Origin of the sequence: Pseudomonas sp. 25 R 14 (assembly GCF_900004755.1) — a bacterium.
Taxonomy (GTDB): domain Bacteria; phylum Pseudomonadota; class Gammaproteobacteria; order Pseudomonadales; family Pseudomonadaceae; genus Aquipseudomonas; species Aquipseudomonas brenneri.
Genome location: NZ_CVTS01000005.1, coordinates 45,779 through 70,656, shown reverse-complemented (window position 1 = coordinate 70,656; position 24,878 = coordinate 45,779). Strand labels below are relative to the sequence as shown.

Annotated in this window: 23 protein-coding genes; 8 read left to right on the top strand and 15 right to left on the bottom strand. The window is 61.0% G+C overall.

What is annotated here, in order from left to right; translation table 11 throughout:
* Positions 1 to 4: 4 nt before the first annotated feature.
* From BFQ03_RS00670 to BFQ03_RS00625, 10 genes are all read right to left on the bottom strand, one after another.
* Entirely contained in the window at positions 5 to 685 is a 681-nt protein-coding gene (locus tag BFQ03_RS00670; protein ID WP_032856738.1) for a M23 family metallopeptidase, read from the bottom strand.
* 65 nt (positions 686 to 750) lie between these two features.
* Positions 751 to 1,050, bottom strand: coding sequence for a helix-turn-helix domain-containing protein (locus tag BFQ03_RS00665; protein WP_032856736.1), 300 nt, complete (start codon positions 1,048 to 1,050; stop codon positions 751 to 753).
* A gap of 3 nt (positions 1,051 to 1,053) precedes the next feature.
* Entirely contained in the window at positions 1,054 to 1,377 is a 324-nt protein-coding gene (locus BFQ03_RS00660; protein WP_032856735.1) for a type II toxin-antitoxin system RelE/ParE family toxin, read from the bottom strand.
* Between the two features lie 190 nt (positions 1,378 to 1,567).
* Positions 1,568 to 2,467, bottom strand: a complete 900-nt coding sequence (locus BFQ03_RS00655) for a response regulator (RefSeq protein WP_032856733.1) — start codon at positions 2,465 to 2,467, stop codon at positions 1,568 to 1,570.
* A gap of 170 nt (positions 2,468 to 2,637) precedes the next feature.
* Positions 2,638 to 3,399, bottom strand: coding sequence for a phosphate signaling complex protein PhoU (gene phoU / locus BFQ03_RS00650; RefSeq protein WP_029289933.1), 762 nt, complete (start codon positions 3,397 to 3,399; stop codon positions 2,638 to 2,640).
* A gap of 70 nt (positions 3,400 to 3,469) precedes the next feature.
* A complete protein-coding gene (gene pstB / locus BFQ03_RS00645; RefSeq protein ID WP_029289934.1) occupies positions 3,470 to 4,303 on the bottom strand; it encodes a phosphate ABC transporter ATP-binding protein PstB in 834 nt (277 codons plus the stop codon).
* A 204-nt stretch (positions 4,304 to 4,507) separates the two neighbouring features.
* Positions 4,508 to 6,178: a phosphate ABC transporter permease PstA gene (gene pstA / locus BFQ03_RS00640; RefSeq protein WP_065942311.1), complete on the bottom strand. Its 1,671-nt coding sequence runs from the start codon at positions 6,176 to 6,178 to the stop codon at positions 4,508 to 4,510.
* 15 nt (positions 6,179 to 6,193) lie between these two features.
* On the bottom strand, positions 6,194 to 8,227 hold the full coding sequence (locus BFQ03_RS00635; protein WP_175403869.1) for an ABC transporter permease subunit: 2,034 nt from the start codon (positions 8,225 to 8,227) through the stop codon (positions 6,194 to 6,196).
* Positions 8,228 to 8,713: 486 nt separating this feature from the next.
* Positions 8,714 to 9,700 (bottom strand): phosphate ABC transporter substrate-binding protein PstS, encoded by a 987-nt coding sequence (locus BFQ03_RS00630; RefSeq protein WP_032856729.1) that lies wholly within the window; start codon positions 9,698 to 9,700, stop codon positions 8,714 to 8,716.
* A gap of 244 nt (positions 9,701 to 9,944) precedes the next feature.
* Positions 9,945 to 11,225, bottom strand: a complete 1,281-nt coding sequence (locus BFQ03_RS00625) for an MFS transporter (protein WP_175403868.1) — start codon at positions 11,223 to 11,225, stop codon at positions 9,945 to 9,947.
* Positions 11,226 to 11,787: 562 nt separating this feature from the next.
* Between BFQ03_RS00625 and BFQ03_RS00620 the strand changes: the two genes are divergently transcribed.
* Complete coding sequence (locus tag BFQ03_RS00620; RefSeq protein WP_003176975.1) at positions 11,788 to 12,192, top strand: acyl-CoA thioesterase; 405 nt, start codon at positions 11,788 to 11,790, stop codon at positions 12,190 to 12,192.
* Positions 12,193 to 12,249: 57 nt separating this feature from the next.
* Entirely contained in the window at positions 12,250 to 13,137 is an 888-nt protein-coding gene (locus BFQ03_RS00615) for a D-hexose-6-phosphate mutarotase (protein WP_065942309.1), read from the top strand.
* A gap of 32 nt (positions 13,138 to 13,169) precedes the next feature.
* On the opposite strand, the gene BFQ03_RS00610 is transcribed toward BFQ03_RS00615, so the two are convergent.
* The 5 genes from BFQ03_RS00610 to BFQ03_RS00590 all read right to left on the bottom strand — a co-directional run bounded on the left by BFQ03_RS00610 (position 13,170) and on the right by BFQ03_RS00590 (position 16,956).
* The gene (locus tag BFQ03_RS00610; protein WP_032856725.1) at positions 13,170 to 13,706 is read right to left on the bottom strand and encodes a DUF3299 domain-containing protein; all 537 of its coding nucleotides are present in this window, start codon (positions 13,704 to 13,706) and stop codon (positions 13,170 to 13,172) included.
* Between the two features lie 77 nt (positions 13,707 to 13,783).
* Positions 13,784 to 14,029 carry a GlsB/YeaQ/YmgE family stress response membrane protein gene (locus tag BFQ03_RS00605; RefSeq protein WP_029289950.1) on the bottom strand — a complete coding sequence of 82 codons (246 nt, stop codon included), beginning with the start codon at positions 14,027 to 14,029 and terminating at the stop codon, positions 13,784 to 13,786.
* 100 nt (positions 14,030 to 14,129) lie between these two features.
* Positions 14,130 to 15,215 (bottom strand): 5-(carboxyamino)imidazole ribonucleotide synthase, encoded by a 1,086-nt coding sequence (locus tag BFQ03_RS00600; RefSeq protein WP_032856724.1) that lies wholly within the window; start codon positions 15,213 to 15,215, stop codon positions 14,130 to 14,132.
* A gap of 9 nt (positions 15,216 to 15,224) precedes the next feature.
* Positions 15,225 to 15,716, bottom strand: coding sequence for a 5-(carboxyamino)imidazole ribonucleotide mutase (gene purE, locus BFQ03_RS00595; protein ID WP_029289954.1), 492 nt, complete (start codon positions 15,714 to 15,716; stop codon positions 15,225 to 15,227).
* Positions 15,717 to 16,032: 316 nt separating this feature from the next.
* On the bottom strand, positions 16,033 to 16,956 hold the full coding sequence (locus tag BFQ03_RS00590) for a LysR substrate-binding domain-containing protein (RefSeq protein ID WP_029289957.1): 924 nt from the start codon (positions 16,954 to 16,956) through the stop codon (positions 16,033 to 16,035).
* 180 nt (positions 16,957 to 17,136) lie between these two features.
* On the opposite strand from BFQ03_RS00590, the gene aspA reads away from it, so the two are divergent.
* The 6 genes from aspA (at position 17,137) to BFQ03_RS00560 (ending at position 24,875) form a co-directional block, all read left to right on the top strand.
* Positions 17,137 to 18,561, top strand: coding sequence for an aspartate ammonia-lyase (aspA, locus tag BFQ03_RS00585; RefSeq protein WP_017739004.1), 1,425 nt, complete (start codon positions 17,137 to 17,139; stop codon positions 18,559 to 18,561).
* Positions 18,562 to 19,044: 483 nt separating this feature from the next.
* Positions 19,045 to 20,490, top strand: coding sequence for an alanine/glycine:cation symporter family protein (locus BFQ03_RS00580; protein WP_032856722.1), 1,446 nt, complete (start codon positions 19,045 to 19,047; stop codon positions 20,488 to 20,490).
* 76 nt (positions 20,491 to 20,566) lie between these two features.
* A complete protein-coding gene (locus BFQ03_RS00575) occupies positions 20,567 to 21,544 on the top strand; it encodes an asparaginase (protein WP_065942308.1) in 978 nt (325 codons plus the stop codon).
* Between the two features lie 50 nt (positions 21,545 to 21,594).
* The gene (locus BFQ03_RS00570; RefSeq protein ID WP_032856718.1) at positions 21,595 to 22,587 is read left to right on the top strand and encodes an AraC family transcriptional regulator; all 993 of its coding nucleotides are present in this window, start codon (positions 21,595 to 21,597) and stop codon (positions 22,585 to 22,587) included.
* Positions 22,588 to 22,752: 165 nt separating this feature from the next.
* Positions 22,753 to 23,787, top strand: a complete 1,035-nt coding sequence (locus BFQ03_RS00565) for a histone deacetylase family protein (RefSeq protein WP_032856717.1) — start codon at positions 22,753 to 22,755, stop codon at positions 23,785 to 23,787.
* Complete coding sequence (locus BFQ03_RS00560) at positions 23,784 to 24,875, top strand: polyamine ABC transporter substrate-binding protein (protein WP_032856715.1); 1,092 nt, start codon at positions 23,784 to 23,786, stop codon at positions 24,873 to 24,875. Before BFQ03_RS00565 ends, BFQ03_RS00560 begins: the two co-directional genes overlap by 4 nt.
* Positions 24,876 to 24,878: the final 3 nt, after the last annotated feature.

Genomic DNA, 24,878 nt, shown 5'->3' with positions numbered 1-24,878 from the left:
AGCCTTACCGCGTGCCCGACGCAAAGTTGGGCAACGCCTGTACCGGCTGCGTGAACTCATACGGAATCGACACCCACCCCGCCCCCGTATCGCGCTGCACCACAAAGTGCAGGTGTGGCCCACTGCTGTTGCCGGTATTGCCCGACAGCGCCAATGGGCTGCCCACCGCCACCCGCTGCCCTTCCCTGACACTGACCGACCCCAGCTTGAGGTGCAGATACACACTCTGGGTGCCGTCATCGTGTAACACCCGCACGAAGTTGCCCGACGGGTCACTGCCCCGCCCCGATTGGCTGTTCTCGGTCTTCACCACCACCCCGCCTCGCGCAGCGATGATCGGCGTGCCTTCAGGCATGGCGATATCCATGGCGTAGCGACTCTTGACGTCAGAGTGACTGAACGTGCCGCCAGGCCCCTGGGTCAGGCGGAAGGGGCCACCGCGCCAGGGCAACGGGTAGCGCTGAAACTGCGCTGGCCGCAGGTTACGCGGCGGCAGGGGATCAAGCACCTGGCGCTTCACCGGCACGACCCGGCGCTCCTGGAACACAAACGCCTGGGCGCCAGGGGTTTTCTGGTCGCTGAAAAACACCACGCCACGGGCATCGGTGGAACGATAGAGGGTCATGGCCAGGGACGATGAAGCGACCGCGCACAGGCCACAAAACAACATAAAACGCACAAGCATGGGGTAAACCTGCCGGGTATGACCGAACGGCAGGCTAGCAAGGGTTCATGACAGTGTTGTGTGGATCAGGCCGGTTGCGTCGAGAAGCAAATATCTACGTTCATATCGGCGGCGGCGGACAGATTGACCAAGGCATCGAGGGAGAACTTGTCGATCTTGCCACTGAGTACATCGTTGAGTCGTGGCTGGCTTATATGAAGCCGCTGGGCCGCGTCCTTCTGGGAGAGCTTCCAGCCACGAATGGCTTTGCACAATTCCAGCAGCAACTTTGAGCGCAAACGCATGTTTGCGGCCTCTTGGGGAGCGTCTTCCAGGGCGTCCCAAACACTGGCGAAGCGTTCGGTATGAAGCTTTTGGTCAGTCATGGCTTAACCTAACTCCTGCAATCTGGCGCGAGCCAGTTCGATATCCCGCGTTTCAGCTTTTTGCGTGGTTTTGCGAAACGCATGCAACACATAAACCGCCTCGGGCCGATTGACCACATAGAACACCCGAAACGCTCCTGACTCATCGGTGATACGAATCTCATTGACCCCGCGCCCAATGGTTTTCATCGGCTTGCAGTCAAAAGGCTGTTCGCCCTGCTGCAAAAGATCCAATTGAAAACCAGCGGCTCTTCGCGCCTCAATCGGGAACGACCTGAGATCCTTGAGTGCACTTCCCACAAACACCACATCCTTGTGCCTGGGCATTCACTTCTCCTTTCCTGGAAAGAAAAAGCGTAATCGACGATTCAGTCAACAGCAGCAGCGGTGTGTTTCAAGGCATGGCGGGCACTCGACAGCACCGAAGCGCTATCGAGAGATTATATCGAAACAGATATAAATCAAGACGGGCGCCGAGAATCAGACAATTGGTCGATCCACGGCATTTTTGCCCAGGTTATGCACCCGGCACAAAATGCTTCTGCGCCGTACCCCGGGCGATCAGCCGGGAGATGTAGTCGAGCTTCTGCGCGTCCTGGTCGATAAAGCGGAAGGTCAGTTGCAGCCAGTCGCTGTCGGGGCGCGGTTCGTAGGCGACGATTGCATGCAGGTAGCCATTGAGGCGCGCGGTTTCAGCGTTCTCGCCTTGCTCCAGGTCGAGCACCGCACTTTCCAGCACTTGGGGCAGGACGTCGCCACGGCGCACCACCAGCAGCGCCTCCTTGATGCTCAGGGCCTTGATCACACATTGCTGGGTGCCACTGGACAGGCGCAACTGGCCCTGGCCACGACCGCTGGCGGCCGAGGGGGCGACGGCGGCTTGCACAGGCGGACTGTTGAGCAGGCCTTTGCTCGGCGCGGCCACCGGGGCTGGCTTGACGGCTTCGGGCTTGCCGCCGGTCAGGGCGCTGAGGGAGTCGTTGCCAAAGGCCGAGTTCATCTTGGTCGGTGCACTGGCCAGCAAGGCGTCGAGGCGACCGATCTTGTTCAGGGCCTGCTTGACCTTGTTCAGCAACTGCTCGTTGGTGAATGGCTTGCTGACGTAGCCGGAGACCCCGGCCTGGATCGCCTGGACCACGTTTTCCTTGTCGCCACGGCTGGTGACCATGACAAATGGCATGGCCTTGAGCTGCGGCTGCTCGCGGCACCAGGTCAACAGTTCCAGGCCGGACATTTCCGGCATTTCCCAGTCGCACAAAACCATGTCGAAGGTTTCGCGCATCAGGATGGCCTGGGCCTTTTTGCCGTTTACCGCATCTTCAATCTTGATGCCGGGGAAGTAGTTACGCAGGCACTTCTTTACCAAGTCGCGAATAAACGAGGCGTCATCCACCACCAACACACTGACTTTACTCATCGACCCTTCATCCTCTCAAAACCCCGGCAAGCAAAACGCTTCACAATGATGGCATTTTGCCAAAAACTCATCAGTCACGCCGGGACTTTATGGCTGCCCGCAGCGCAAAACTCATACGCCACAAACGAAAACGCCCGACCAGAGGCCGGGCGTTTATTTCTCGGGCAATCTTACTTATCGTCAGATTCGTCCGGAACATTAGGGATTTGATCGGCCGTGCCTTCAACTTCGGCTTTCATGCGCTTGAGGCCCATGTGCCGTACGTCGGTGCCGCGCACCAGGTAAATGACCAATTCCGAGATATTGCGCGCGTGGTCGCCGATCCGTTCCAGGGAGCGCAGTACCCAGATGATGCTCAACACCCGCGAGATAGAGCGCGGGTCTTCCATCATGTAGGTCGCCAGCTCACGCAGCGCGGTCTTGTATTCGCGGTCGATGATCTTGTCGTACTGGGCCACCGACAACGCCAGGTCGGCGTCGAAGCGGGCAAACGCATCCAGCGCATCGCGGACCATGTTGCGCACCTGGTCGCCGATGTGGCGCACTTCGACGTAACCCCGCGGCGCTTCGCCTTCTTCGCACAACTGGATGGCACGACGGGCGATCTTGGTGGCTTCGTCGCCGATACGCTCCAGATCGATCACCGACTTGGAGATGCTGATGATCAAGCGCAGGTCGGAAGCCGCCGGCTGGCGACGAGCGAGGATGCGCAGGCATTCCTCGTCGATATTGCGTTCCATCTGGTTGATCTGGTCATCGATCTCGCGCACTTGCTGGGCAAGGCCCGAGTCAGCCTCGATCAGCGCGGTCACTGCATCGTTGACTTGCTTCTCCACCAGCCCGCCCATGGCCAGGAGGTGGCTGCGCACTTCCTCAAGCTCGGCGTTGAACTGCGCGGAGATGTGGTGGGTAAGGCCTTCTTTGCTAATCATGTTGGCGTCCTTGGAGCGTCCGGTAAGGTGCGGAGAACCGCAGCGTCAGTGCAATCAGAACCACAGCTTCCTAGCCGTAGCGACCGGTGATGTAGTCTTCGGTCTGCTTCTTCGCCGGATTGGTGAACAGGGTATCGGTATCGCCGAATTCCACCAGTTTGCCCATGTACATGAACGCGGTGTAGTCCGAAACCCGTGCCGCCTGCTGCATGTTGTGGGTCACGATGACGATGGTGAACTTGGACTTGAGCTCGTAGATCAGCTCTTCGACCTTCAGCGTCGAAATCGGGTCGAGTGCCGAGCACGGTTCGTCGAGCAACAGCACTTCCGGCTCCACGGCGATGGTACGGGCAATCACCAGACGCTGCTGTTGGCCGCCAGACAGGCCGAGGGCCGATTCGTGCAGGCGGTCCTTGACCTCGTCCCACAGCGCCGCGCCTTTAAGGGCCCACTCGACGGCTTCGTCGAGGATGCGTTTTTTGTTGATGCCCTGGATGCGCAAGCCGTAGACCACGTTTTCGTAGATGGTCTTGGGGAACGGGTTGGGCTTCTGGAACACCATGCCCACACGGCGACGCAGCTCGGCCACGTCTTCGCCCTTGCGGTAGATGTTGCTGCCGTAGAGGTTGATTGCACCCTCCACACGGCAACCGTCCACCAGGTCGTTCATGCGGTTGAAGGTACGCAGCAGCGTGGACTTGCCGCAGCCCGACGGGCCGATAAAGGCGGTCACGCGCTGCTTGGGGATGTTCATGCTGACGTCGAACAGCGCCTGCTTCTCACCGTAGTACAGGCTCAGGCCCGGGACTTCGATGGCTACGGTTTCTTCGGCCAGGCTCAGGCTCTGCTTGTCGCGACCCAGGGCTGACATGTTGATGCCGTGGGAATGGGTTTCATGTTGCATGGGATGCTCCCTGTGCTACCAATTCGTTTCGTTGAACCGCGGCTTCATAGTGGGCCTTGCGGTTTACCTCAAATCTGTTTCCAACCCGGTTCCCTGTGGGAGCGGGCTTGCTCGCGAAAGCGTCAGGTCAGTCGACCCATCTGTTACTGATACACCGCATTCGCGAGCAAGCCCGCTCCCACATTGGGTCCGCGTTCAATTCAATCAGCTATCCAGCGCCTTGTACTTCTCGCGCAGGTGGTTACGAATCCATACCGCCGACAGGTTCAGCGTGGCGATCACCAGCACCAGCAGGAACGCGGTGGCGTACACCAGCGGACGTGCTGCTTCAACGTTGGGGCTCTGGAAGCCGACGTCGTAGATATGGAAGCCCAGGTGCATGATCTTCTGGTCCAGGTGCAAGTACGGGTAGTTGCCGTCCAGCGGCAGCGACGGTGCCAGCTTCACCACACCCACCAGCATCAGCGGTGCCACTTCACCAGCGGCGCGGGCCACGGCGAGGATCATGCCGGTCATCATCGCCGGGCTGGCCATGGGCAGGACGATTTTCCACAGCGTTTCCGCCTTGGTCGCACCCAGTGCCAGGGAACCTTCACGCACGGTGCGAGGGATCCGCGCCAGGCCTTCTTCGGTGGCCACGATCACCACCGGTACCGCCAGCAGCGCCAGGGTCAACGAGGCCCACAATAGGCCCGGTGTACCGAAGGTCGGCGCCGGCAGGGCTTCGGGGAAGAACAACCGGTCCACCGAACCACCCAGCACGTAGACGAAGAAGCCCAGGCCGAACACACCGTAGACAATCGCCGGGACGCCCGCCAGGTTGTTCACCGCGATGCGGATGATGCGGGTCAAGGTGTTCTGCTTGGCGTATTCACGCAGGTAGACCGCCGCCAGCACGCCGAACGGGGTCACGATCATCGCCATGATCAGGGTCATCATCACGGTGCCGAAGATCGCCGGGAAGATCCCGCCTTCGGTGTTGGCTTCCCGTGGGTCGTCGCTCAAGAACTCCCAGACCTTACTGATGTAGAAGCCGATCTTGGTCATGGTGCCCATGGCGTTCGGCTGGAACGCATGCACCACATGACCGATATTGATTTCAAGCTCTTTGCCGTTGGCATCGCGGGCCGTCAGGCTGTCGCGGTTGAACTGGGCATGCAGGTCGGTCAGGCGCGCTTCCACAGCCTGGTAACGCGCATTCAGTTCAGCGCGATCGGCATCCATGTCGGCCTGGGCGGCGGCGTCGAGCTTGCCGCTGAGTTCCAGTTTGCGACCGTGCAGGCGGATACGCTCAAGACCTGCGTTGATCGCACCGATGTCGCTCTTCTCAAGGCTCTTGAGATCAGCGGCCAACCGGTTCACCCGGTCAACCCGCGCTTGCAGCTCGGGCCATGCAGCCTGGCCTTCAGCGATCACCTTGCCGTCTTGCTTGACGTTGACCAGGGTGCCGTAGAAGTTGCCCCACTCACGACGCTCGATAGCCATCAACTCGGCAGGCGTGGTCTGGTCGGTCAGCCACTCGCCGACGATCCAGGTGAAGTCGTTGCCGTTCAAATCGCGGTTGCCGACCTTGATCAGCTCACGGGTCATGAACTCCGGACCTTCGTCCGGTACCGGCAAGCCCGCGCTTTTCAGGCGCTCGCGTGGCACTTGTTCTTTCTGCACCACTTCGCCGATGACGATGTGGTTGGCCTGGCCCGGCACGTTGTAGTTGGCCTGGATCAGGTCGGCCGGCCAGAAGTGACCCAAGCCGCGCACGGCGATCACAGCCAGCAGGCCAATGGTCATGATGACCGCGATGGCCACCGCGCCACCGCTGATCCAGACGCCTGGGGCGCCGCTCTTGAACCATCCATTCAGGGAGTTCTGTTTCACAGACTTCTACCTTTCTTAAAGCGACGAGTATTTCTTGCGCAGACGCTGACGGATCAGCTCGGCGAGGGTGTTCATGATGAAGGTGAACAACAGCAGCACCAGTGCCGAGAGGAACAGCACCCGGTAGTGACTGCCGCCCACTTCCGACTCGGGCATTTCCACCGCGACGTTGGCTGCCAGGGTGCGCAGGCCTTCGAACAGGTTCATTTCCATGACCGGGGTGTTACCGGTGGCCATCAACACGATCATGGTTTCCCCGACCGCACGGCCCATGCCGATCATCAGCGCCGAGAAAATCCCCGGGCTTGCGGTGAGCAACACAACCCGCGTCATGGTCTGCCATGGCGTGGCGCCCAATGCCAGGGAGCCCAGGGTCAGGCCGCGTGGCACGCTGAACACGGCGTCTTCGGCGATGGAGTAGATGTTCGGGATCACCGCAAAACCCATGGCCAGGCCGACTACCAGGGCGTTGCGCTGGTCGTAGGTAATTCCCAGGTCATGGGAGATCCACATGCGCATGTCGCCACCGAAGAACCAGGTTTCCAGGTACGGGCTCATGTACAGCGAGAGCCAGCCCACAAACAGGATCACCGGGATCAGGATCGCGCTTTCCCAGCCATCCGGCACCCGCAGGCGGATCGACTCAGGCAGGCGGCTGAAAATGAAGCCCGCCAGCAGAATGCCAATCGGCAACAACATCAGCAGGCTGAAAATCCCCGGCAGATGCCCTTCGACATACGGCGCCAGGAACAGGCCGGCGAAGAAACCGAGGATCACCGTCGGCATCGCTTCCATCAACTCGATCACCGGCTTGACCTTGCGGCGCAGGCTCGGAGCCATGAAGTAGGCGGTGTAGATTGCGGCGGCGATGGCCAGGGGTGCGGCCAGCAGCATGGCGTAGAACGCGGCCTTGAGCGTACCGAAGGTCAGTGGCGCCAGGCTCATCTTGGGTTCGAAGTCGCTGTTGGCGGCGGTCGATTGCCAGACGTATTTAGGCTCGTCGTAGTTTTCGTACCAGACCTTGCTCCACAACGCGCTCCAGGACACTTCCGGGTGCGGGTTGTCCAGCGCCAACGGCTGCAGCTTGCCGCCGGCCTCGACGATCACACGGTTGGCCCGTGGCGACATGCCGAAGATGCCCTGGCCTTCGACCACCGGGTCCACCAGCAAGGTACGGTGCGCGGTGCTGTGGAACACACCGAACTTACCGGAGGCATCGAGGGCGACGAAGCCTTTGCGACGCTCTTCGGCGGTGATTTCAACGATAGGCGTGGTGCCCATCTGGAAGGTGCGGATCTGCTTGAGGTGTTGCTCGCCATCCGGGTCGCGGGCCATGAACCACTGGGCCAGGCCGCCCTTGGAGTCACCGACGATCAGCGAGATACCGCCCACCAACTGGGTGCTGGCGGTGATTTCGGCGCTGCCATCTTCCAGCAATTTGTAGCGACCGTTGAGGCTGTTGTCCCGCAGGCTGAACACATCGGCCAGGGCGCGACCGTTGATCACGTACAGCCATTGCTGGCGCGGATCGACGAAGATCGCTTTCACCGGCTCAGTCATTTGTGGCAGTTCGATGCGCTTCTGCTCGCTGACCACTTCGCCGGTCATCATGTTTTCTTCGCGGCTCACCGACAGCACGTTCAGGTGCGAACCTGCGGAGCCGGCAATGATCAGCGAGGTGTCAGTGGCGTTGAGGGCAACGTGTTCCAACGGACGACCGGCTTCATCGAGCACCATCGGCGCTTCGCCGTAGGGGTATTCGATCTCGGGCGAGATGGTCTTCTTGCCGTCCGGGTAGGTCACTTTATAGGAGTGGCGGAACACCAGGGACTGGCCATTGGACAGACCGAGGATCACCAACGGGCTGCCCGGCTGATCTTTACCGATGGACACCACGCTGGCGCCGGCTGGCAGGGCCAGGTCGACACGCTTGAGTTCAGCGCCGGTATCAACCGTGAAGAACAATGCCTGGCCTTTGTCGGAAACCCGCATGGCGACCTGGTTCTGCTCTTCCAGCGAGATCAGCAACGGCTTGCCGGCATCCTGCATCCAGGCCGGGCTCAGGGCGTCGTCCTTGGTCAGGCTGGCACCCTGGAACAGCGGCGCGACCACGTAGGCCAGGAAGAAGAAAATCAGCGTGATAGCGCCGAGAACGGCGAGGCCGCCGACCAGCACGTACCAGCGGGTCAGGCGATCCTTGAGCGCGCGGATGCGGCGCTTGCGTTGCAGCTCAGGCGTATTGAAATCAATGCGCTTGGGGGGAGAAGTCGTCGTCATGGTGGAATTGGCCAGATCATTCATGCGCACACCCTAGCGATCCTGTATGACAGAAAGATGACAATGCAGTGACGCAAGAAATCCGCCGCGTAGCAGGGCTGGCAGCGGACCGAAAAATTAGGAGTTTCTGTAGGAGCGAGCTTGCTCGCGAAAAACGTCAAGGCACCGCGTTGACTCAGATACGGCGCGTTATCGTTAACGCTTTTCGCGAGCAAGCTCGCTCCTACAGAAAAGGCCGGTTTTACCCGGCCCCGTAGCTTATTTACCTTCTTTCAGACCCAGGTCAGCCAGTGCCTTTGCGACAACTTTGGCTGGCAGTGGGATGTAGCCGTCCTTGACTACAACTTCCTGGCCCTGCTTGGACAGAACCAGTTTCACGAACTCGGCTTCCAGCGGGGCCAGAGGCTTGTTCGGGGCTTTGTTGATGTACACGTAGAGGAAGCGCGACAGCGGGTACTTGCCGTTCAGGGCGTTCTCTTCGGTGTCTTCGACGAACTCGCCGCCTTCTTTCTTGGCCAGGGCCACGGTTTTCACGCTGGCGGTCTTGTAGCCGATGCCCGAGTAACCAATGCCGTTGAGCGAAGAGCTGATCGACTGCACGACCGAAGCCGAGCCTGGTTGTTCGTTGACGTTTGGCTTGAAGTCACCTTTGCACAGGGCTTCTTCCTTGAAGTAGCCGTAGGTGCCGGATACCGAGTTACGACCGAACAGTTGCACTGGCTTGTTGGCCAGGTCACCGGTCACGCCCAGGTCGCCCCAGGTCTTGGCATCAGCCTTGGCGCCGCACAGGCGAGTCGACGAGAACACTGCGTCGACCTGGGCCATGGTCAGGTGCTTGATCGGGTTGTCTTTGTGTACGAACACCGCCAGGGCGTCCACGGCCACCGGGATTGCAGTCGGCTTGTAGCCGTACTTCTGCTCGAAAGCCTGCAGTTCGTTGTCCTTCATCTTGCGGCTCATCGGGCCCAGGTTGGCGGTGCCTTCGGTGAGTGCAGGCGGCGCGGTAGAGGAACCGGCGGCTTGAATCTGGATGTTTACGTTCGGGTATTCTTTCTTGTAGTTCTCGGCCCACAAGGTCATCAGGTTGGCCAGGGTATCGGAACCGACGCTGGACAAGTTGCCCGATACACCAGTGGTTTTGGTATAGGCCGCAATTGCCGGGTCAACACCAGCGGCCACCGCGTGGGCAGTCGCAACGCCAGCAGCGACAAAGGTCATTGCCGCCATCAAACGCTTCAGTTTCATGCCTTACTCCTAGCAGATAGGGATAGTTGGATCGGGGCCAAGTATCGGTAGGCCGTGTGAACACTCTATGTCTGGAATATGACAATTAGATGAAAGGCCAGTATTGGAAGAACAGGCAGGCGCGGGGAGAGGCTGAGTAAATGCGGGGGTGAAGCGCGGGATTGCGGTAATTCAGAAACACCCTGTAAACGTTGATTGCCTACAAAACCTTGTAGGAGCCGGCTTGCCGGCTCCTACAGGGGGCTCAGCGCCCGCGCTTCCACAGGTACCCGCCCACCACCATCCCCATCACACAAAGGATGGCAACGTAGTAAGACGGGCCCATCGGGCTTTCTTTCATCAGTAGCGACACCACCAGCGGCGTCAGGCCACCGAACACGGCGTAGGCCACGTTGTAGGAGAACGACAGGCCGCTGAAGCGCACCACTGGCGGGAAGGCCTTGACCATCACGTAGGGCACCACGCCGATGGTGCCGACAAACAAACCGGTCAAGGCGTACAGCGGGAACAGCCAGTCCGGGTGATCCAGCAGGCTGTGATACAGCGTCCACGAGGTCGCGAGCAGCAACGCGCAACCGGCGACCAGCACGCGGCCCGCACCAAAACGATCAGCCAGGGCGCCGGACGCGATGCAACCCAAACTCAGGGTGACGATCGCCAGGCTGTTGGCCTGCAACGACACCGTCGGGCTGAAGTGGTAAATGGTCTGCAGCACCGTCGGGGTCATCAGGATGACGACGACGATGCCGGCCGACAGCAGCCACGTCAGCAACATCGACAGCACGATGGCGCCACGGTGGTCGCGCAATACCGCACGCAACGGCAACTCGGCCGCCAGGGTCTTGCGCTGCTGCATCTCGGCGAAGATCGGCGTTTCGTGCAGCCAGCGGCGCAGGTACACCGAAAACAGGCCGAATACACCGCCCAGCAGGAACGGGATCCGCCAGGCGTAATCGGAGACCTGCTCCGGGGTATAGGCCGTATTGATCGCGGTGGCGACCAGCGAACCCAGCAAAATCCCGCCGGTCAGGCCGCTGGTCAGGGTGCCGCAGGCGTAGCCGATATGGCGTGGCGGTACGTGTTCGGAAACGAAGACCCACGCGCCGGGCACCTCGCCACCAATCGCCGCGCCCTGGATCACGCGCATCAGCAGCAACAGGATCGGCGCCCACAGGCCGATCTGCGCGTAGGTTGGCAGCAGGCCCATGATCAGGGTCGGTACGGCCATCATGAAGATGCTCAGGGTGAACATCTTCTTACGGCCCAGCAGGTCACCGAAGTGCGCCATGATGATCCCGCCCAGCGGCCGGGCCAGGTAGCCGGCAGCGAAGATACCGAAGGTCTGCATCATGCGCAGCCATTCAGGCATGTCGGCGGGGAAGAACAGCTTCCCGACCACCGTGGCGAAGAACACAAAAATGATGAAGTCGTAGAACTCCAGCGCCCCGCCCAAGGCAGACAGCGACAGGGTTTTATAATCGTTGCGGTTCAGCGGTCGTGCGGGAGGCGCAATGCTTGAAGGCACTGTGGTCATGGCAAGGCTTCTCTTATTAGGTCAGATCAGGAATCCGCAACAGCGTGGGTTTGCGCCAGGCAGGTCCGGCAAGATAACAAATTGCCTGGAAAAGCACAGTCTAAACACCTGCACCGCGGTTAGCGCCGACTCGCAAAGTCACCCCCTTGCGAGGCCCGCCTGTTCCCTCTTCGAATTATTGTCGGGGCCCGAAAACGCCTGCAAATACTGGCGGCCAGCGTTAAAAAGAAACAATGGTCAAACCCCTCAAGTTGCCTGACTGTTTTGGCCATTTTCTTGACGCCTGTAAAGCCATGTAGATAGATGTACAAAATCAGGAACCGACAGTCGTCGTACAGGCTACCGACCGATATACTGCCCAGCTTGCACCTGCTTATAGTGGAAGTTGCGCGAAAACGTCGTTGGCACCGACCAGCCGATTTCGCAGAGTTTCCCTCAAGGCGCCTTTCGAAAAACGTGACGAACGTAGTATGTTCGGGGCTGAATCGTTTTTCCAAGACGGCTATTCACCGATTACATAGTCCAAGAGTCACGGGTCAGAGGCACCCCCGGCATGATCGAACTCGAACAAGAAGATCCTATCCCGCAAGGCGATCTCGCCCTGCAAATCACCGCACTGCCCCGTGAAACCAACGGTTTCGGCGATATTTTCGGCGGTTGGCTGGTCGCACAGATGGACCTGGCCGGCACGGCAATGGCCAGCAAGGTCGCGGGTGGCCGCGTGGCTACCGTGGCGATCGATCGCATGGCTTTCCTGGTGCCGGTGGCGGTGGGCGCGCAGTTGTCCTTCTACACCCAGGCCCTGGAAATCGGCCGCAGCTCGATCCAGATGATGGTCGAAGTGTGGAGCGATGACCCGCTGTCCAGCGAATGGCGAAAAGTCACCGAAGCGGTGTTTGTGTTCGTTGCCATTGATGGTAGCGGTCGCACCCGGTCGGTTCCATCGCGGGCGCGTTAAACCTCGCGGCGGTTTGACGGTCCATTGCCCCATTGCCTGTGATTGAGAGAGCCTTGTATGCCTATGCCCCACATTGAAACCGTGAAAATGGATGAGCTGGACTGCTGGCGCATCCGCCACAACGGCGCCCAAGTGCTGGTGGCCCAACAGGGTGCGCACCTCTTCAGTTACCAGCCTGCTGGCGCAAAACCGGTGATCTGGCCCAATGACAAGGCGCTGTTCAAGCAAGGCAAAGGCATCCGTACTGGCGTGCCGGTGTGCTGGCCGTGGTTTGGCGTGTTCGACCGCAACCCGCAGAGCGTGAAAGCGATGCGCCAGAGTGATCAGCCAGCGGGTGCCCATGGTTTTGCGCGCACCGCCCTCTGGACCTTGGCCGGCGTCGAAGACAACCGGGTTGAGCTGGTGCTACCGGCGCCGGCGGGCGGGTTCCCGGGCTGGCCACACCAGGTCGACCTGAAAATGAGCATCCTGCTGGATGATCAACTGCAGATCCGCCTGAGCAGCCACAACCGTGGCAGCGATACCGTGACCATCAGCCAGGCGCTGCACAGCTACTTCGCCGTCAGCGATGTGCGCACTGTGCAGGTCGAAGGCCTGGACGGGCTGGACTATATCGATACCGCCGACGGCTGGCAGACCAAACAACAGTCTGGAGCGCTGAACTTCAGCGCCGAGACCGACCGCATCTACCTCGACACCCCGGCACAATTGAACATCGTTGATAAAGACTGGCAGCGCCGTATCCAGCTCACCAGCGAAGGGTCGAAATCGACGGTGATCTGGAACCCCTGGACTGAACGCGCCAAGGCGCTCGATGACATGGCCGACGATGGCTGGCAGGGCATGCTGTGCATCGAGACGGCCAATGTGCTGGACGATGTAGTGGTGCTGGCACCTGGCGCGAGCCACACCATGGGCGTGAGTATCGCCAGCCTGCCCCTGTAGACCTGCTCCCACAGGGGGATTTGTGGCGCTGGTTACAGGTCTGACTCCTGCACCACCCGCACCACCCCCGCATCCAGCGCATACGCCGCATCCGCCAGGTCGTTGTTGACCGTCTCCACCTTCAACGTGCCCGTCACCCACAGCGGCGTATAGATATCGTCCAGCTTCAAGCCCTTGGGATAGCGCACCAGCACCAACTGGTTGGGCGGCGGCGGTGGCACGTGGATGCAGGCGCCCGGGTAAGGCACCAGGAAGAACAGGGTGCTGCGCCCCTTGGCATCGGTTTCCAGCGGCACCGGGTAGCCACCCAGGCGGATGTGCTTGCCATTCATGGCAGCCACGGTCTTGGTCGAATACATTACCGCCGGCAACCCCTTGCTCTGCTTCAGGCCACCCTTTTCGGTAAAGGTGCCCAGGGCTTCCGGGGAGTTGTGGTCGATATCAGGCATTTGTTCGAGGGCTTTCTGGTCCGACTTGGGCATCAGTTCCAGCCAGTCGGTTTCCGCCAGCTCAGCGGTGTGGGCCAGGCTTGAGCCCAGCAAAAGGACAGTCAACAGAAGACGGCGCATGGAGTGGCTCGACCAATAAACAAGTGTCGGCATTCTAGCCCTCTGCGCCTGCGCAGCGCAGAGGGCTTGACGCTAAATCATTTCTTTTTCAGCAGACCGTAGATCACCAGCAACACGATGGCACCGACCAGCGCGCCAATGAAGCCTGCGCCTTGGCCTGCCTGGTAGATCCCCAGTGCCTGACCGCCATAGGTGGCCGCCAGAGAGCCGGCGATACCCAGCAGGATGGTCATGATCCAGCCCATGCTGTCATCGCCTGGTTTCAGGAAACGCGCCAGCAGGCCGACGATCAAACCGATAAAGATGGTTCCAATGATACCCATGGCATTTCCCTCTGAATGAAAGTTAGCTGAAGCCTAGTCAGACTTTGGCATCCTGCAATCAGAGGATGGCGGCAACCAATGGTTCCCGCCTACCCCAGGGTTATTGCGCGGCGATCAGCGCCTGGACCTTGGCAATCTGCGCGTCGAGGGTCGCGCGATCCTTGCAACGCAGGTTGGCGTGGCCGACCTTGCGCCCGACCTTGAAGGCCTTGCCGTAGTGATGCAGGTGGCAGTCATCAATCGCAATGACCTGCTCCACCGGCGGCACGACGCCAATGAAGTTGAGCATCGCACTCTCGCCGACCTTGGCCGTGGAACCCAACGGCAAGCCCGCTACCGCCCGCAGGTGGTTTTCGAACTGGCTGCATTCGGCGCCTTCGGTAGTCCAGTGCCCGGAGTTGTGTACGCGCGGGGCGATTTCGTTGGCCTTGAGGCCACCGTCGACTTCAAAGAACTCGAACGCCATCACCCCGACATAATCCAGTTGCTTCAACACGCGGCTGGAATAGTCTTCGGCCAACGCCTGCAACGGGTGGTCGGTACTGGCCACGGACAGCTTGAGGATGCCGCTGTCGTGGGTGTTGTGCACCAACGGGTAGAAACGGGTTTCGCCATCACGGGCCCGCACAGCCACCAGCGAGACTTCGCCGGTGAACGGCACGAAGCCTTCCAGCAGGCAGGCGACGCTGCCCAGTTCGGCGAAAGTCCCGACCACATCGGCGTCGGTGCGCAGGACTTTCTGGCCCTTGCCGTCATAACCCAGGGTGCGGGTTTTCAGCACGGCCGGCAGGCCGATGCTGGCGACCGCCGCGTCCAGGTCCGCCTGGGACTGGATGTCGGCGAAGGCCGGGGTCGGAATGCCCAGGTCCTTGAACATGCTTTTTTCGAACCAGCGGTCGCGAGCGATACGCAAGGCTTCGGCGCTCGGGTACACCGGCACGAATTGTGACAAAAAAGCCACGGTTTCGGCCGGGACGCTTTCGAACTCGAAGGTCACCAGGTCGACTTCATCGGCCAGTTGGCGCAAGTGGTCCGGGTCGCTGTAGTCCGCCCGCAGGTGTTCACCCAGGGCCGCCGCACAGGCGTCCGGCGCCGGATCGAGAAACGCGAAGTTCATCCCCAGCGGAGTACCCGCCAAAGCCAGCATGCGGCCCAGTTGGCCGCCACCGATTACACCGATTTTCATCAATCAACCTCAGGCGATGCGTGGGTCAGGATTGTCCAGGACACTGTCAGTCTGTTCCGCGCGGAACTTCTTCAGTGCCGCGTGGAACTGCGGGTGCTTGGCGCCCAGGATACTCGCGGCCAGCAATGCCGCGTTGATCGCGCCAGCCTTGCCGATCGCCAGGGTAGCCACTGGAATCCCGGCCGGCATCTGCACGATGGACAACAGCGAATCCACGCCCGAGAGCATCGACGACTGCACCGGCACGCCGAGTACCGGCAAGTGGGTCTTGGCCGCACACATGCCCGGCAGGTGGGCTGCGCCACCGGCACCGGCGATGATCACCTCGATGCCACGGGATTCTGCTTCATCGGCATACTGGAACAGCAAGTCCGGCGTGCGGTGGGCAGAGACCACCTTCACTTCGAACGCAATGCCGAGTTTTTCCAGCATATCGGCGGTGTGGCTAAGGGTGGACCAATCGGACTTGGAGCCCATGATCACGCCAACCAATGCACTCATCGTCGTGCCTCTTCTCTCTGGGCGCCCGCAGGCGCGTCAAAAAACAACAAGCCACGCGGGAAATCCGGCGTGGCTTGTTGTACGAATTAAGGCCGGTTGGACCGGCCGAAGGCCGCGCAGTATACCGTAATAATGCAGATAAACAGCCCCTTGGATGACCATCTGTCTTACGCTTTAAACCTGCGATTTTATTGACTTCCAGGTCAGCGAAAACACCACAAAATACTGTGGGAGCTGGCTTGCCTGCGATGGCGGAGGGTCAGTGCCTGAAATGTCAGCTGATACACCGCTATCGCAGGCAAGCCAGCTCCCACATTTAACCGCGCTCAGCCGCCGGGGACTGCGCTGCGCCGCCTTCCAGCTTGCGCCACAACAACCGCACGTTGGCCTTGCGCACCAACGCGCAGCGATACAGGCGAATCTCCAGCGGCACATGCCACTGCGCCCCGCCGCACACCACCAGCTCGCCGCGCGCCAGTTCGGCGCGCACGCTCAACTGTGGCACCCAGGCAATTCCCAATCCTTCCAGGGCCATGCTTTTCAGGCTGTCGGCCATCGCGGTTTCGTAAATCGTGGTAAAGCGCAGGGCACGTTGGCGCAAGAGCAGATTGACCGAGCGCCCGAGAAACGCACCCGCACTGTAGGCCAGCAGTGGCACGCTGCCCTCGCCCTCCAGGTCGAACAACGGCTTGCCATCGGCATCGGCGGCGCAGACCGGGAGCATTTCTGTGTTGCCCAGGTGTAGCGACGGGAAAATGTCCGGGTCCATCTGCATCGCGGCATCCGGGTCGTAGAACGCCAGCATCAAGTCGCAACCGCCTTCACGCAGTGCATGCACGGCGTCGCCGACGTTGGTGGCCACCAGCCGCGTGGCGATGTTCAGCCCTTCATTGCGCAATTGCGCGATCCAGCGTGGGAAAAAGCCCAATGCCAGGGAGTGCGCGGCGGCCACTTGCATGACTTCGCCCTGCCCGCCTTCGAGGTGGTGCAAATGGCGCAGCACTTCGCCCAGTTGTTCGACCACCGTGCGCGCCGTCACCAAAAACAATTGCCCCGCCGCCGTCAGTTCGACGGGCGTGCGCGAGCGGTTGACCAGGGTCAGCCCCAACGCGGCCTCCAGGCTGCGGATACGTCGGCTGAAGGCCGGCTGGGTGACAAAGCGCCGCTCGGCAGCCTGGGAGAAACTGCGCGTGGCAGCCAGGGCGCTAAAGTCTTCCAGCCATTTGCTTTCAAGGTTCATCTGATTCTCCAGGGCATGCACCATTTTGGCACACACGCCCGCCATGATAACCGGGTCACATCAACATTATGCCGTTTGTGCATAGGCCAGTGCTTAACAGCATTGGCCCAAAAACTTCTGCAAGCCTAGCATTCGCAGCGTTCCGGCCTGTTCCGGGTCCATATCGAGATGATTTCCGTCATGTCCTCCGCTGCATCATTCCGCACAGAAAAAGACCTGCTTGGCGTACTCGAAGTACCTGCCCAAGCGTATTACGGCATCCAGACCCTGCGAGCCGTGAATAACTTCCGTCTCTCCGGCGTTCCGATTTCGCATTACCCGAAATTGGTGGTCGGTCTGGCAATGGTCAAGCAAGCCGCCGCTGACGCCAACCGCGAGTTGGGCCAGCTCAGCGAAGCCAAGCACGCTGCCATCAGCGAAGCCTGCGCCCGCCTGATCCGCGGCGACTTCCACGAAGAGTTCGTGGTGGACATGATTCAAGGCGGCGCTGGCACTTCAACCAACATGAATGCCAACGAAGTCATCGCCAACATCGCGCTGGAGGCCATGGGCCACCAGAAGGGCGAATACCAGTACCTGCACCCCAACAACGACGTGAACATGGCGCAGTCGACCAACGACGCCTACCCGACCGCGATCCGCCTGGGTCTGCTGTTGGGCCATGACGCGCTGCTGGCCAGCCTCGACAGCCTGATCCAGGCGTTCGCCGCCAAAGGTGTCGAGTTCGGCCACGTCCTGAAAATGGGCCGCACCCAGCTGCAAGACGCCGTGCCGATGACCCTCGGCCAGGAATTCCGCGCCTTCGCCACCACCCTGGGTGAAGACCTGGCCCGCCTGAAGACCCTGGCTCCGGAGCTGTTGACCGAAGTCAACCTGGGCGGCACCGCCATCGGTACCGGCATCAACGCCGACCCGCGCTACCAGGCCCTGGCCGTACAACGCCTGGCCACCATCAGCGGCCAGCCGCTGGTGCCAGCCGCCGACCTGATCGAAGCCACCTCCGACATGGGCGCCTTTGTGCTGTTCTCCGGCATGCTCAAGCGTACTGCGGTGAAGCTGTCGAAGATCTGCAACGACCTGCGCCTACTGTCCAGCGGCCCGCGTACCGGGATCAACGAAATCAACCTGCCAGCGCGTCAGCCAGGCAGCTCGATCATGCCCGGCAAGGTCAACCCGGTGATCCCGGAAGCGGTGAACCAGGTCGCGTTCCAGGTGATCGGTAACGACCTGGCCCTGACCATGGCGGCCGAAGGCGGCCAACTGCAACTGAACGTGATGGAACCGCTGATCGCCTTCAAAATCTTCGACTCGATCCGCCTGCTGCAACGCGCCATGGACATGCTGCGCGAACACTGCATCGTCGGCATCACCGCCAACGAAGCCCGCTGCCGCGAACTGGTGGAACACTCCATCGGCCTGGTCACCGCGCTGAACCCGTACATCGGTTATGAAAACGCCACCCGCATCGCCCGTATCGCCCTTGAAAGCGGCCGCGGCGTGCTGGAACTGGTGCGTGAAGAAGGCTTGCTCGACGACGCCATGCTCGACGACATCCTGCGCCCGGAAAACATGATTGCCCCGCGTCTGGTGCCTTTGAAGGCCTGAACGCATGTAGCACCGCTCACCAGGTTGAGGGACTAGACACCTCTCACCCTTTTGAGGGCTTGAAGACTTGTTCTTCAGGCCCTTTTTTTTGCCTGTTTTTTAACGCCTGCTCCCTGTAGGAGCGAGCTTTCTGGCGAAAAACCTGAGAGCGCCGCGCTCATCCAGCAAGTCCGCGTTATCGTTAACGTTCTTCGCGAGCAAGCTCGCTCCTACAAAAGTGAACCGGTTCAGCCCTTTGCCCGCCTACCATTCCTCGCCCAGTTGCGCTGCTTGCAGACGGCTGGCGCGCACATCGGTATAGTGCCGCCCCTCTTCGCATGCACGGTCGTCAACCGCATGCGAACGCCGAACTAATAACAACCCGCGACTTGGAACCGGGACGAACACTCGACCCACCTATCGTGCTGCCTGCGCGATTGTATGTAACACGATGTGTCGAACCGTCCGGCTTTTGCCTTTACAAAAAACAGCGAGGAATACTCCATGCTAGAAGTCATCAACGACTTCCTCTCAGGAAAAGTGCTGATCGTGCTCATTGTCGGGCTCGGTGGCTACTTCACGATCCGCTCGCGTTTCGTTCAGTTTCGTCACTTCTTTCATATGTTCGCGGTGTTTCGCGACAGCCTGAAAAGCAGCGCCGGCCAACTCAGTTCGTTCCAGGCGCTGATGCTCAGCCTGGCCGGGAGGGTGGGCGCCGGTAACATCGCCGGCGTCGGCATTGCCGTGACCCTCGGCGGCCCGGGTGCCGTGTTCTGGATGTGGGTCACCGCACTGGTGGGCATGTCTTCGAGCTTTATCGAGTGTTCCCTCGGCCAGCTCTACAAGCGCACCGACGCTGAAGGCACCTACCGTGGCGGCCCGGCCTATTACATCCAGCACGGCCTGCAAAAACGCTGGCTGGGCATGGTCATGGCATTCCTGCTGCTGGTGACCTTCGGCTTTGCCTTCAACGGCCTGCAAGCCCATGCCGTGACCCACTCGCTGAACAATGCTTTTGGCTTCGACACCACCTACACCGGCCTGGCCCTGGCGGTATTGCTGGGCCTGGTGTTCATCGGCGGGATCAAGCGCATTGCCTCGATCGCCGACCTGCTGGTGCCGGTCAAGACCCTGGTCTACATCGCCGTGACGGTCTACGTGATCGTGCTGCAATTCGACCAGGTGCCGGGCATGTTGATGACCATCGTCAAGAGCGCCTTTGGCCTGGACCAAGCCTTCGGCGGCCTGGTGGGCAGCGCGATCATCATGGGCGTGAAACGCGGCGTGTTCGCCAACGAAGCCGGCCTGGGCAGTGCGCCCAACGTGGCCGCCGTGGCCTCGGTCGAGCACCCGGTCGCCCAGGGTGTGGTGCAAGCGTTCAGCGTGTTCCTCGACACCTTCATCATTTGCACCTGCACCGCGCTGCTGATCCTGCTCTCGGGGTTCTACACCCCAGGTTTTGAAGGCGACGGCATTGCCCTGACCCAGAACTCCCTGGCTGCGGTGGTGGGTGACTGGGGCCGTATGTTCATCTCGGTGGCCCTGGCTTTGTTCGTGTTCACCTCGATCATGTACAACTACTACCTGGGCGAGAGCAACCTGCGCTTTTTGGTGGGTAACAACCGCAAGGTGCTGATCGGTTACCGTGCGCTGGTGCTGGTGCTGATCTTCTGGGGCTCGATCGAGAACCTGGGCACCGTGTTCGCCTTCGCCGACATCACCATGACCATGCTGGCGTTCGTCAACCTGTTCGCCCTGGCGTTCCTGTTCAAGATCGCCATGCGCCTGCTCAAGGACTACGACGACCAGCGCGCCGCCGGGATCAAGACCCCGGTGTTCGACTCCAGCCAGTTCCCCGACCTGGACCTGGACCGCAAGGCCTGGCCGGCCAACCCGGTGCAACCGGACGCAGCCCCATCGGTTGAACTGAACGCTCAAGTGCAACGCTGAGCGTAGATAGATGACACGCCGCCTGGCCTTGGGCATGCTCTGGGCCCGGCGGCGTTTTTCGTTCAGGAGAAAATTCATGTCCCCATCCAACAACGTCATGGTGCTCTACACCGGTGGCACCATCGGCATGCAAGCCAGCGCCAACGGCCTGGCGCCTGCATCGGGTTTCGAGGCGCGCATGCGCGAGCAGCTTGCCAACATGCAAGTGCCCGCGTGGCGCTTCCGGGAGATGGCGCCGCTGATCGACAGCGCCAACATGACCCCCGCTTACTGGCAGCAACTGCGCAGCGCCGTGGTCGAGGCTGTGGACAACGGCGCCGATGCCGTACTGATCCTGCACGGCACTGACACCCTGGCCTACAGCGCGGCGGCCATGTGTTTCCAACTGCTGGGCCTGCCGGCGCCCGTGGTGTTTACCGGGTCGATGCTGCCGGCCGGCGTGCCCGACAGCGATGCCTGGGAAAACGTCAGCGGCGCCCTGGCCGCGTTGGGCGAAGGCCTGGCACCGGGTGTGCAGCTGTATTTCCACGGCGCGCTGATGGCACCGACCCGCTGCGCGAAGGTCCGCAGCTTTGGTCGCCATCCGTTTGCCGCACTGCAGCGCAACGGCGGCGTGGCCAAGGCCCAGGCAATTCCCGCCGGCCTGGATTACCGCCAACCCAAGGCCCTGGCCAATGTCGGTGTGCTGCCGCTGGTGCCGGGCATCACCGCTGGGCAACTGGATGCACTGGTCGACAGCGGTATCCAGGCGCTGGTCCTGGAGTGCTTCGGCAGCGGTACCGGGCCGAGCGATAACCCAGCGTTTCTCGCCAGCCTCCAGCGTGCGCAGGAGCACAACGTAGTGGTGGTGGCAATTACCCAATGTCATGACGGCGGCGTGGAACTGGATGTGTACGAAGCGGGCAGCCGTTTGCGCGGTGTGGGCGTTTTGTCTGGAGGCGGCATGACCCGCGAAGCGGTTTTCGGCAAATTACAGGCCCTGCTCGGCGCCGGCCTTGCAACCCACGAAGTCCGCCGCCTGGTGGAACTGGACCTGTGCGGCGAACTGAGCTGAGCGGCATATAACTTGCTCCACTTCCAGCCATCCCCTGGCTGGAAGTTCCCATGTTGCACTCCCACCTCACTACCCTCAATGCCGTTTCCCTGGTGCTCAGCACCTTCAAGGCCGAAGGCTGGCCCGCCGAAGCGCTGCTGGCCGGCAGTGGCATCTGTGCGGCGGACTTGAGCCGCGCCGACACACGCATCGCCACGCACCAGGAGATGCAGGTGTGCGCCAATGCCGTGGCCTTGCAGCGCGATATCGGGCTGATCGTGGGACAGCGAATGCACGTATCGGCCTACGGCATGCTCGGCTATGCCCTGCTCACCAGTGCCACTTTCGGTGACGCTTTGCGCCTGGCCCTGCGTTATCCGGCGCTGTTGGGAACACTGTTTGAGCTGAGCCTGGAGGAGGACGGCGAACGTATCTGGTTCACCGCCAGCGATTACCGAGAAAACCCGGCGCTGACTGCCTTCAATGTGGAGCTGTGCCTGGGGTCGTTGAAGGTTATCTGCGACGACCTGCTCGGCCACCCGCTGCCTCTGCTGGGCGCGCGCTTTGAGCATGATGCGCCGGATTATCAGGCACGCTACGCCGAGTGCTTCGACTGCCCGTTGCAGTTCCAGGCCACTGCCAATGCGTTCGCCTTTGACCAACGCTGGCTTGCCCAACCTTTGCCTCTGGCCGATACCGTGACCCACCGGGCCATGGCTGAGCGCTGCCGCAAACAGAACACCGAATTCACCGGGCGCGAGGCCTGGCTGGGACGGGTCCGCCAGTTGCTCGCTGCACAACTGCACGCCGCACCCGGGCTGGATGGCCTGGCCCAGCAGATGAACTGTTCGCCGCGCACCCTGCGCCGGCACCTGCATGACCTGGGCTGCAGTTACCAGGAGTTGCTGGACGAGCTGCGCTTCGAGCAGGCCAAGCAACTGTTGTCGCAAGACCAGTGGCCGATCTATCGGATTGCCGAGGCCCTGGGGTTCAGCGAGACCGCAAGTTTTCGGCACGCATTTGTGCGCTGGAGCGGTGTGGCGCCTAGTCAATTTCGCCCCTGACCCGCACCGCGCTGATGCCTTCGCGAGCAAGCCCGCTCCCACATGGGGCGAATTTCGGACAGATAATTTGGCCGTATTAATCCCCTTTTGGCCGCTCCTGCCGTTCTCTTAAATCGCGCTCGCCGCAAGACTGCATTCACCGATACAGCCTGCGGAGAACAACAAATGCTGACGATCTACTCAGACGATCACCACCTGCACCACGGCCGTTGCGAACTGATGGACGGGCAATTGATGCCCTGCTTTGAAATGCCCTCGCGCGCCGACCACGTGCTGCAACGGGTCAAGGACCGCGAACTGGGCCCGGTGCAGGCGCCCCAGGATTTCGGCCTGGCACCGCTGCAGCGTATCCACAGCCGTGCCTACCTGGACTTCTTCAAGGGGGCTTGGGCGCGCTGGACCGAGTTCGGCCAGGACGGCGACCTGTTGCCCTACACCTGGCCCGCACGCACCTTGCGGCGTGTACTGCCCACCAGCCTGCATGGCCAATTGGGCTATTACAGCTTCGACGGCGGCGCGCCGATCACCGCCGGCACGTGGCAAGCAGCGTACAGCGCGGCGCAGGTCGCTCTCACAGCCCAGGCAGCCATCCAGCAGGGCGCCCACAGTGCCTTCGCACTCTGCCGCCCACCGGGGCACCACGCCGCCAGTGACTTGATGGGCGGTTATTGCTACCTCAACAACGCTGCTATTGCCGCCCAGGCCTTCCTTGACCAAGGCCATAAAAAGGTCGCGATCCTGGACGTGGATTACCACCACGGTAACGGTACCCAATCGATTTTCTATGAGCGCAGCGATGTGCTGTTCACCTCGATCCACGGCCACCCGGAAGCGGAGTTTCCGTTTTTCCTGGGCTATGCCGACGAATTGGGTGATGGGGCCGGTGAAGGCTTCAACTTCAACTACCCGCTGCCGGCTGGTTCCGGCTGGGAATCCTGGAGTGCAGCACTTGAAGACGCCTGCACGGAGATTGAACGTTACGGCGCCGAGATCATCGTGGTGTCCCTTGGCGTGGACACGTTCAAGGACGACCCTATCTCGCAGTTCAAACTCGACAGCCCGGACTACCTGGCCATGGGCGCACGTATCGCGCGCTTGGGCAGGCCCACGCTGTTTGTGATGGAGGGCGGTTACGCGGTGGAAGAAATCGGCATCAATGCCGTCAACGTTCTCGAAGGTTTTGAGGGAGCAGCCCAATGAACATGCTCAAGTCGCTTGTGCTCTGCGCCGCCGTGCTGAGCACCACCGCCCATGCACAAGAAAACACCCTGCGGGTCTATAACTGGTTCGACTACATCACCCCCAAGGCGCTGGACGACTTCAAGGCCCGGAACCCGGCGATCAAGCTGATCTACGACATCTTCGACACCAACGAAGCCCTGGAAGCCAAGTTGCTGACTGGCAACTCCGGCTATGACGTGGTGGTGCCGTCCAATGTGTTCCTGGCCAAACAGATCGAAGCCGGTGTGTTCCAACCCCTGGACCGCAGCCAACTGCCGAACTGGAACCACCTCGACCCCAAGCTGATGAAGTTGATCGAGGCCAACGACCCCGGCAATAAATTCGCCGTGCCGTACATGTACGGCACCATTTTGATCGGCTTCAACCCGGCCAAGGTCAAGGCCGCGCTGGGAGACAGCGCCCCCGTGGACAGCTGGGACCTGATCTTCAAGGAAGAGAACATCAGCAAGCTCAAGCAGTGCGGCGTCGCCCTTCTCGATTCGCCGTCGGAAATCCTGCCCCTGGCCTTGCAACACCTGGGCCTGGACCCCAACAGCAGCAACCCCAAGGACTATGAAAAAGCCGAGGCCCTGCTGCTCAAGATCCGGCCGTACATCACCTATTTTCACTCCTCCAAATACATGGCCGACATCGCCAACGGTGATATCTGCGTGGCCGTCGGCTATTCCGGCAGCTTCTCCCAGGCTGCCAACCGTGCCAAAGAAGCCAAGAACGGGGTGACGGTCGATATGCGCCTGCCCAAGGAAGGCGCGCCGATCTGGTTCGACATGCTTGCGATACCCAAGGGCGCCAAAAACCCGCAAGACGCCTACACCTTTATCAACTACCTGCTGCAACCCCAGGTCATCGCCCCCATCAGCGATTTTGTCGGTTATCCCAACCCCAACAAGGACGCCACCGAACAGGTGGATCCAGCGATCCGCAACAACCCCAACCTGTACCCCAGCGAAGCAGCGATGGCCACGCTCTACACCTTGAAACCCCTGGCCCGCGATGCCGAACGTGCCAGGACCCGCGCCTGGACCAAGATCAAGTCCGGGACATAATCA

Excerpts from the sequence above, each read along its gene's own strand:
- BFQ03_RS00670 (WP_032856738.1), bottom strand. The coding sequence starts at position 685 with ATGCTTGTGCGTTTTATGTTGTTTTGTGGCCTGTGCGCGGTCGCTTCA.
- BFQ03_RS00665 (WP_032856736.1), bottom strand. The coding sequence starts at position 1,050 with ATGACTGACCAAAAGCTTCATACCGAACGCTTCGCCAGTGTTTGGGAC.
- BFQ03_RS00660 (WP_032856735.1), bottom strand. The coding sequence starts at position 1,377 with ATGCCCAGGCACAAGGATGTGGTGTTTGTGGGAAGTGCACTCAAGGAT.
- BFQ03_RS00655 (WP_032856733.1), bottom strand. The coding sequence starts at position 2,467 with ATGAGTAAAGTCAGTGTGTTGGTGGTGGATGACGCCTCGTTTATTCGC.
- phoU (WP_029289933.1), bottom strand. The coding sequence starts at position 3,399 with ATGATTAGCAAAGAAGGCCTTACCCACCACATCTCCGCGCAGTTCAAC.
- pstB (WP_029289934.1), bottom strand. The coding sequence starts at position 4,303 with ATGCAACATGAAACCCATTCCCACGGCATCAACATGTCAGCCCTGGGT.
- BFQ03_RS00635 (WP_175403869.1), bottom strand. The coding sequence starts at position 8,227 with ATGCAGGATGCCGGCAAGCCGTTGCTGATCTCGCTGGAAGAGCAGAAC.
- BFQ03_RS00630 (WP_032856729.1), bottom strand. The coding sequence starts at position 9,700 with ATGAAACTGAAGCGTTTGATGGCGGCAATGACCTTTGTCGCTGCTGGC.
- BFQ03_RS00620 (WP_003176975.1), top strand. The coding sequence starts at position 11,788 with ATGATCGAACTCGAACAAGAAGATCCTATCCCGCAAGGCGATCTCGCC.
- BFQ03_RS00615 (WP_065942309.1), top strand. The coding sequence starts at position 12,250 with ATGCCTATGCCCCACATTGAAACCGTGAAAATGGATGAGCTGGACTGC.
- BFQ03_RS00610 (WP_032856725.1), bottom strand. The coding sequence starts at position 13,706 with ATGCGCCGTCTTCTGTTGACTGTCCTTTTGCTGGGCTCAAGCCTGGCC.
- BFQ03_RS00605 (WP_029289950.1), bottom strand. The coding sequence starts at position 14,029 with ATGGGTATCATTGGAACCATCTTTATCGGTTTGATCGTCGGCCTGCTG.
- BFQ03_RS00600 (WP_032856724.1), bottom strand. The coding sequence starts at position 15,215 with ATGAAAATCGGTGTAATCGGTGGCGGCCAACTGGGCCGCATGCTGGCT.
- purE (WP_029289954.1), bottom strand. The coding sequence starts at position 15,716 with ATGAGTGCATTGGTTGGCGTGATCATGGGCTCCAAGTCCGATTGGTCC.
- BFQ03_RS00590 (WP_029289957.1), bottom strand. The coding sequence starts at position 16,956 with ATGAACCTTGAAAGCAAATGGCTGGAAGACTTTAGCGCCCTGGCTGCC.
- aspA (WP_017739004.1), top strand. The coding sequence starts at position 17,137 with ATGTCCTCCGCTGCATCATTCCGCACAGAAAAAGACCTGCTTGGCGTA.
- BFQ03_RS00580 (WP_032856722.1), top strand. The coding sequence starts at position 19,045 with ATGCTAGAAGTCATCAACGACTTCCTCTCAGGAAAAGTGCTGATCGTG.
- BFQ03_RS00575 (WP_065942308.1), top strand. The coding sequence starts at position 20,567 with ATGTCCCCATCCAACAACGTCATGGTGCTCTACACCGGTGGCACCATC.
- BFQ03_RS00570 (WP_032856718.1), top strand. The coding sequence starts at position 21,595 with ATGTTGCACTCCCACCTCACTACCCTCAATGCCGTTTCCCTGGTGCTC.
- BFQ03_RS00565 (WP_032856717.1), top strand. The coding sequence starts at position 22,753 with ATGCTGACGATCTACTCAGACGATCACCACCTGCACCACGGCCGTTGC.
- BFQ03_RS00560 (WP_032856715.1), top strand. The coding sequence starts at position 23,784 with ATGAACATGCTCAAGTCGCTTGTGCTCTGCGCCGCCGTGCTGAGCACC.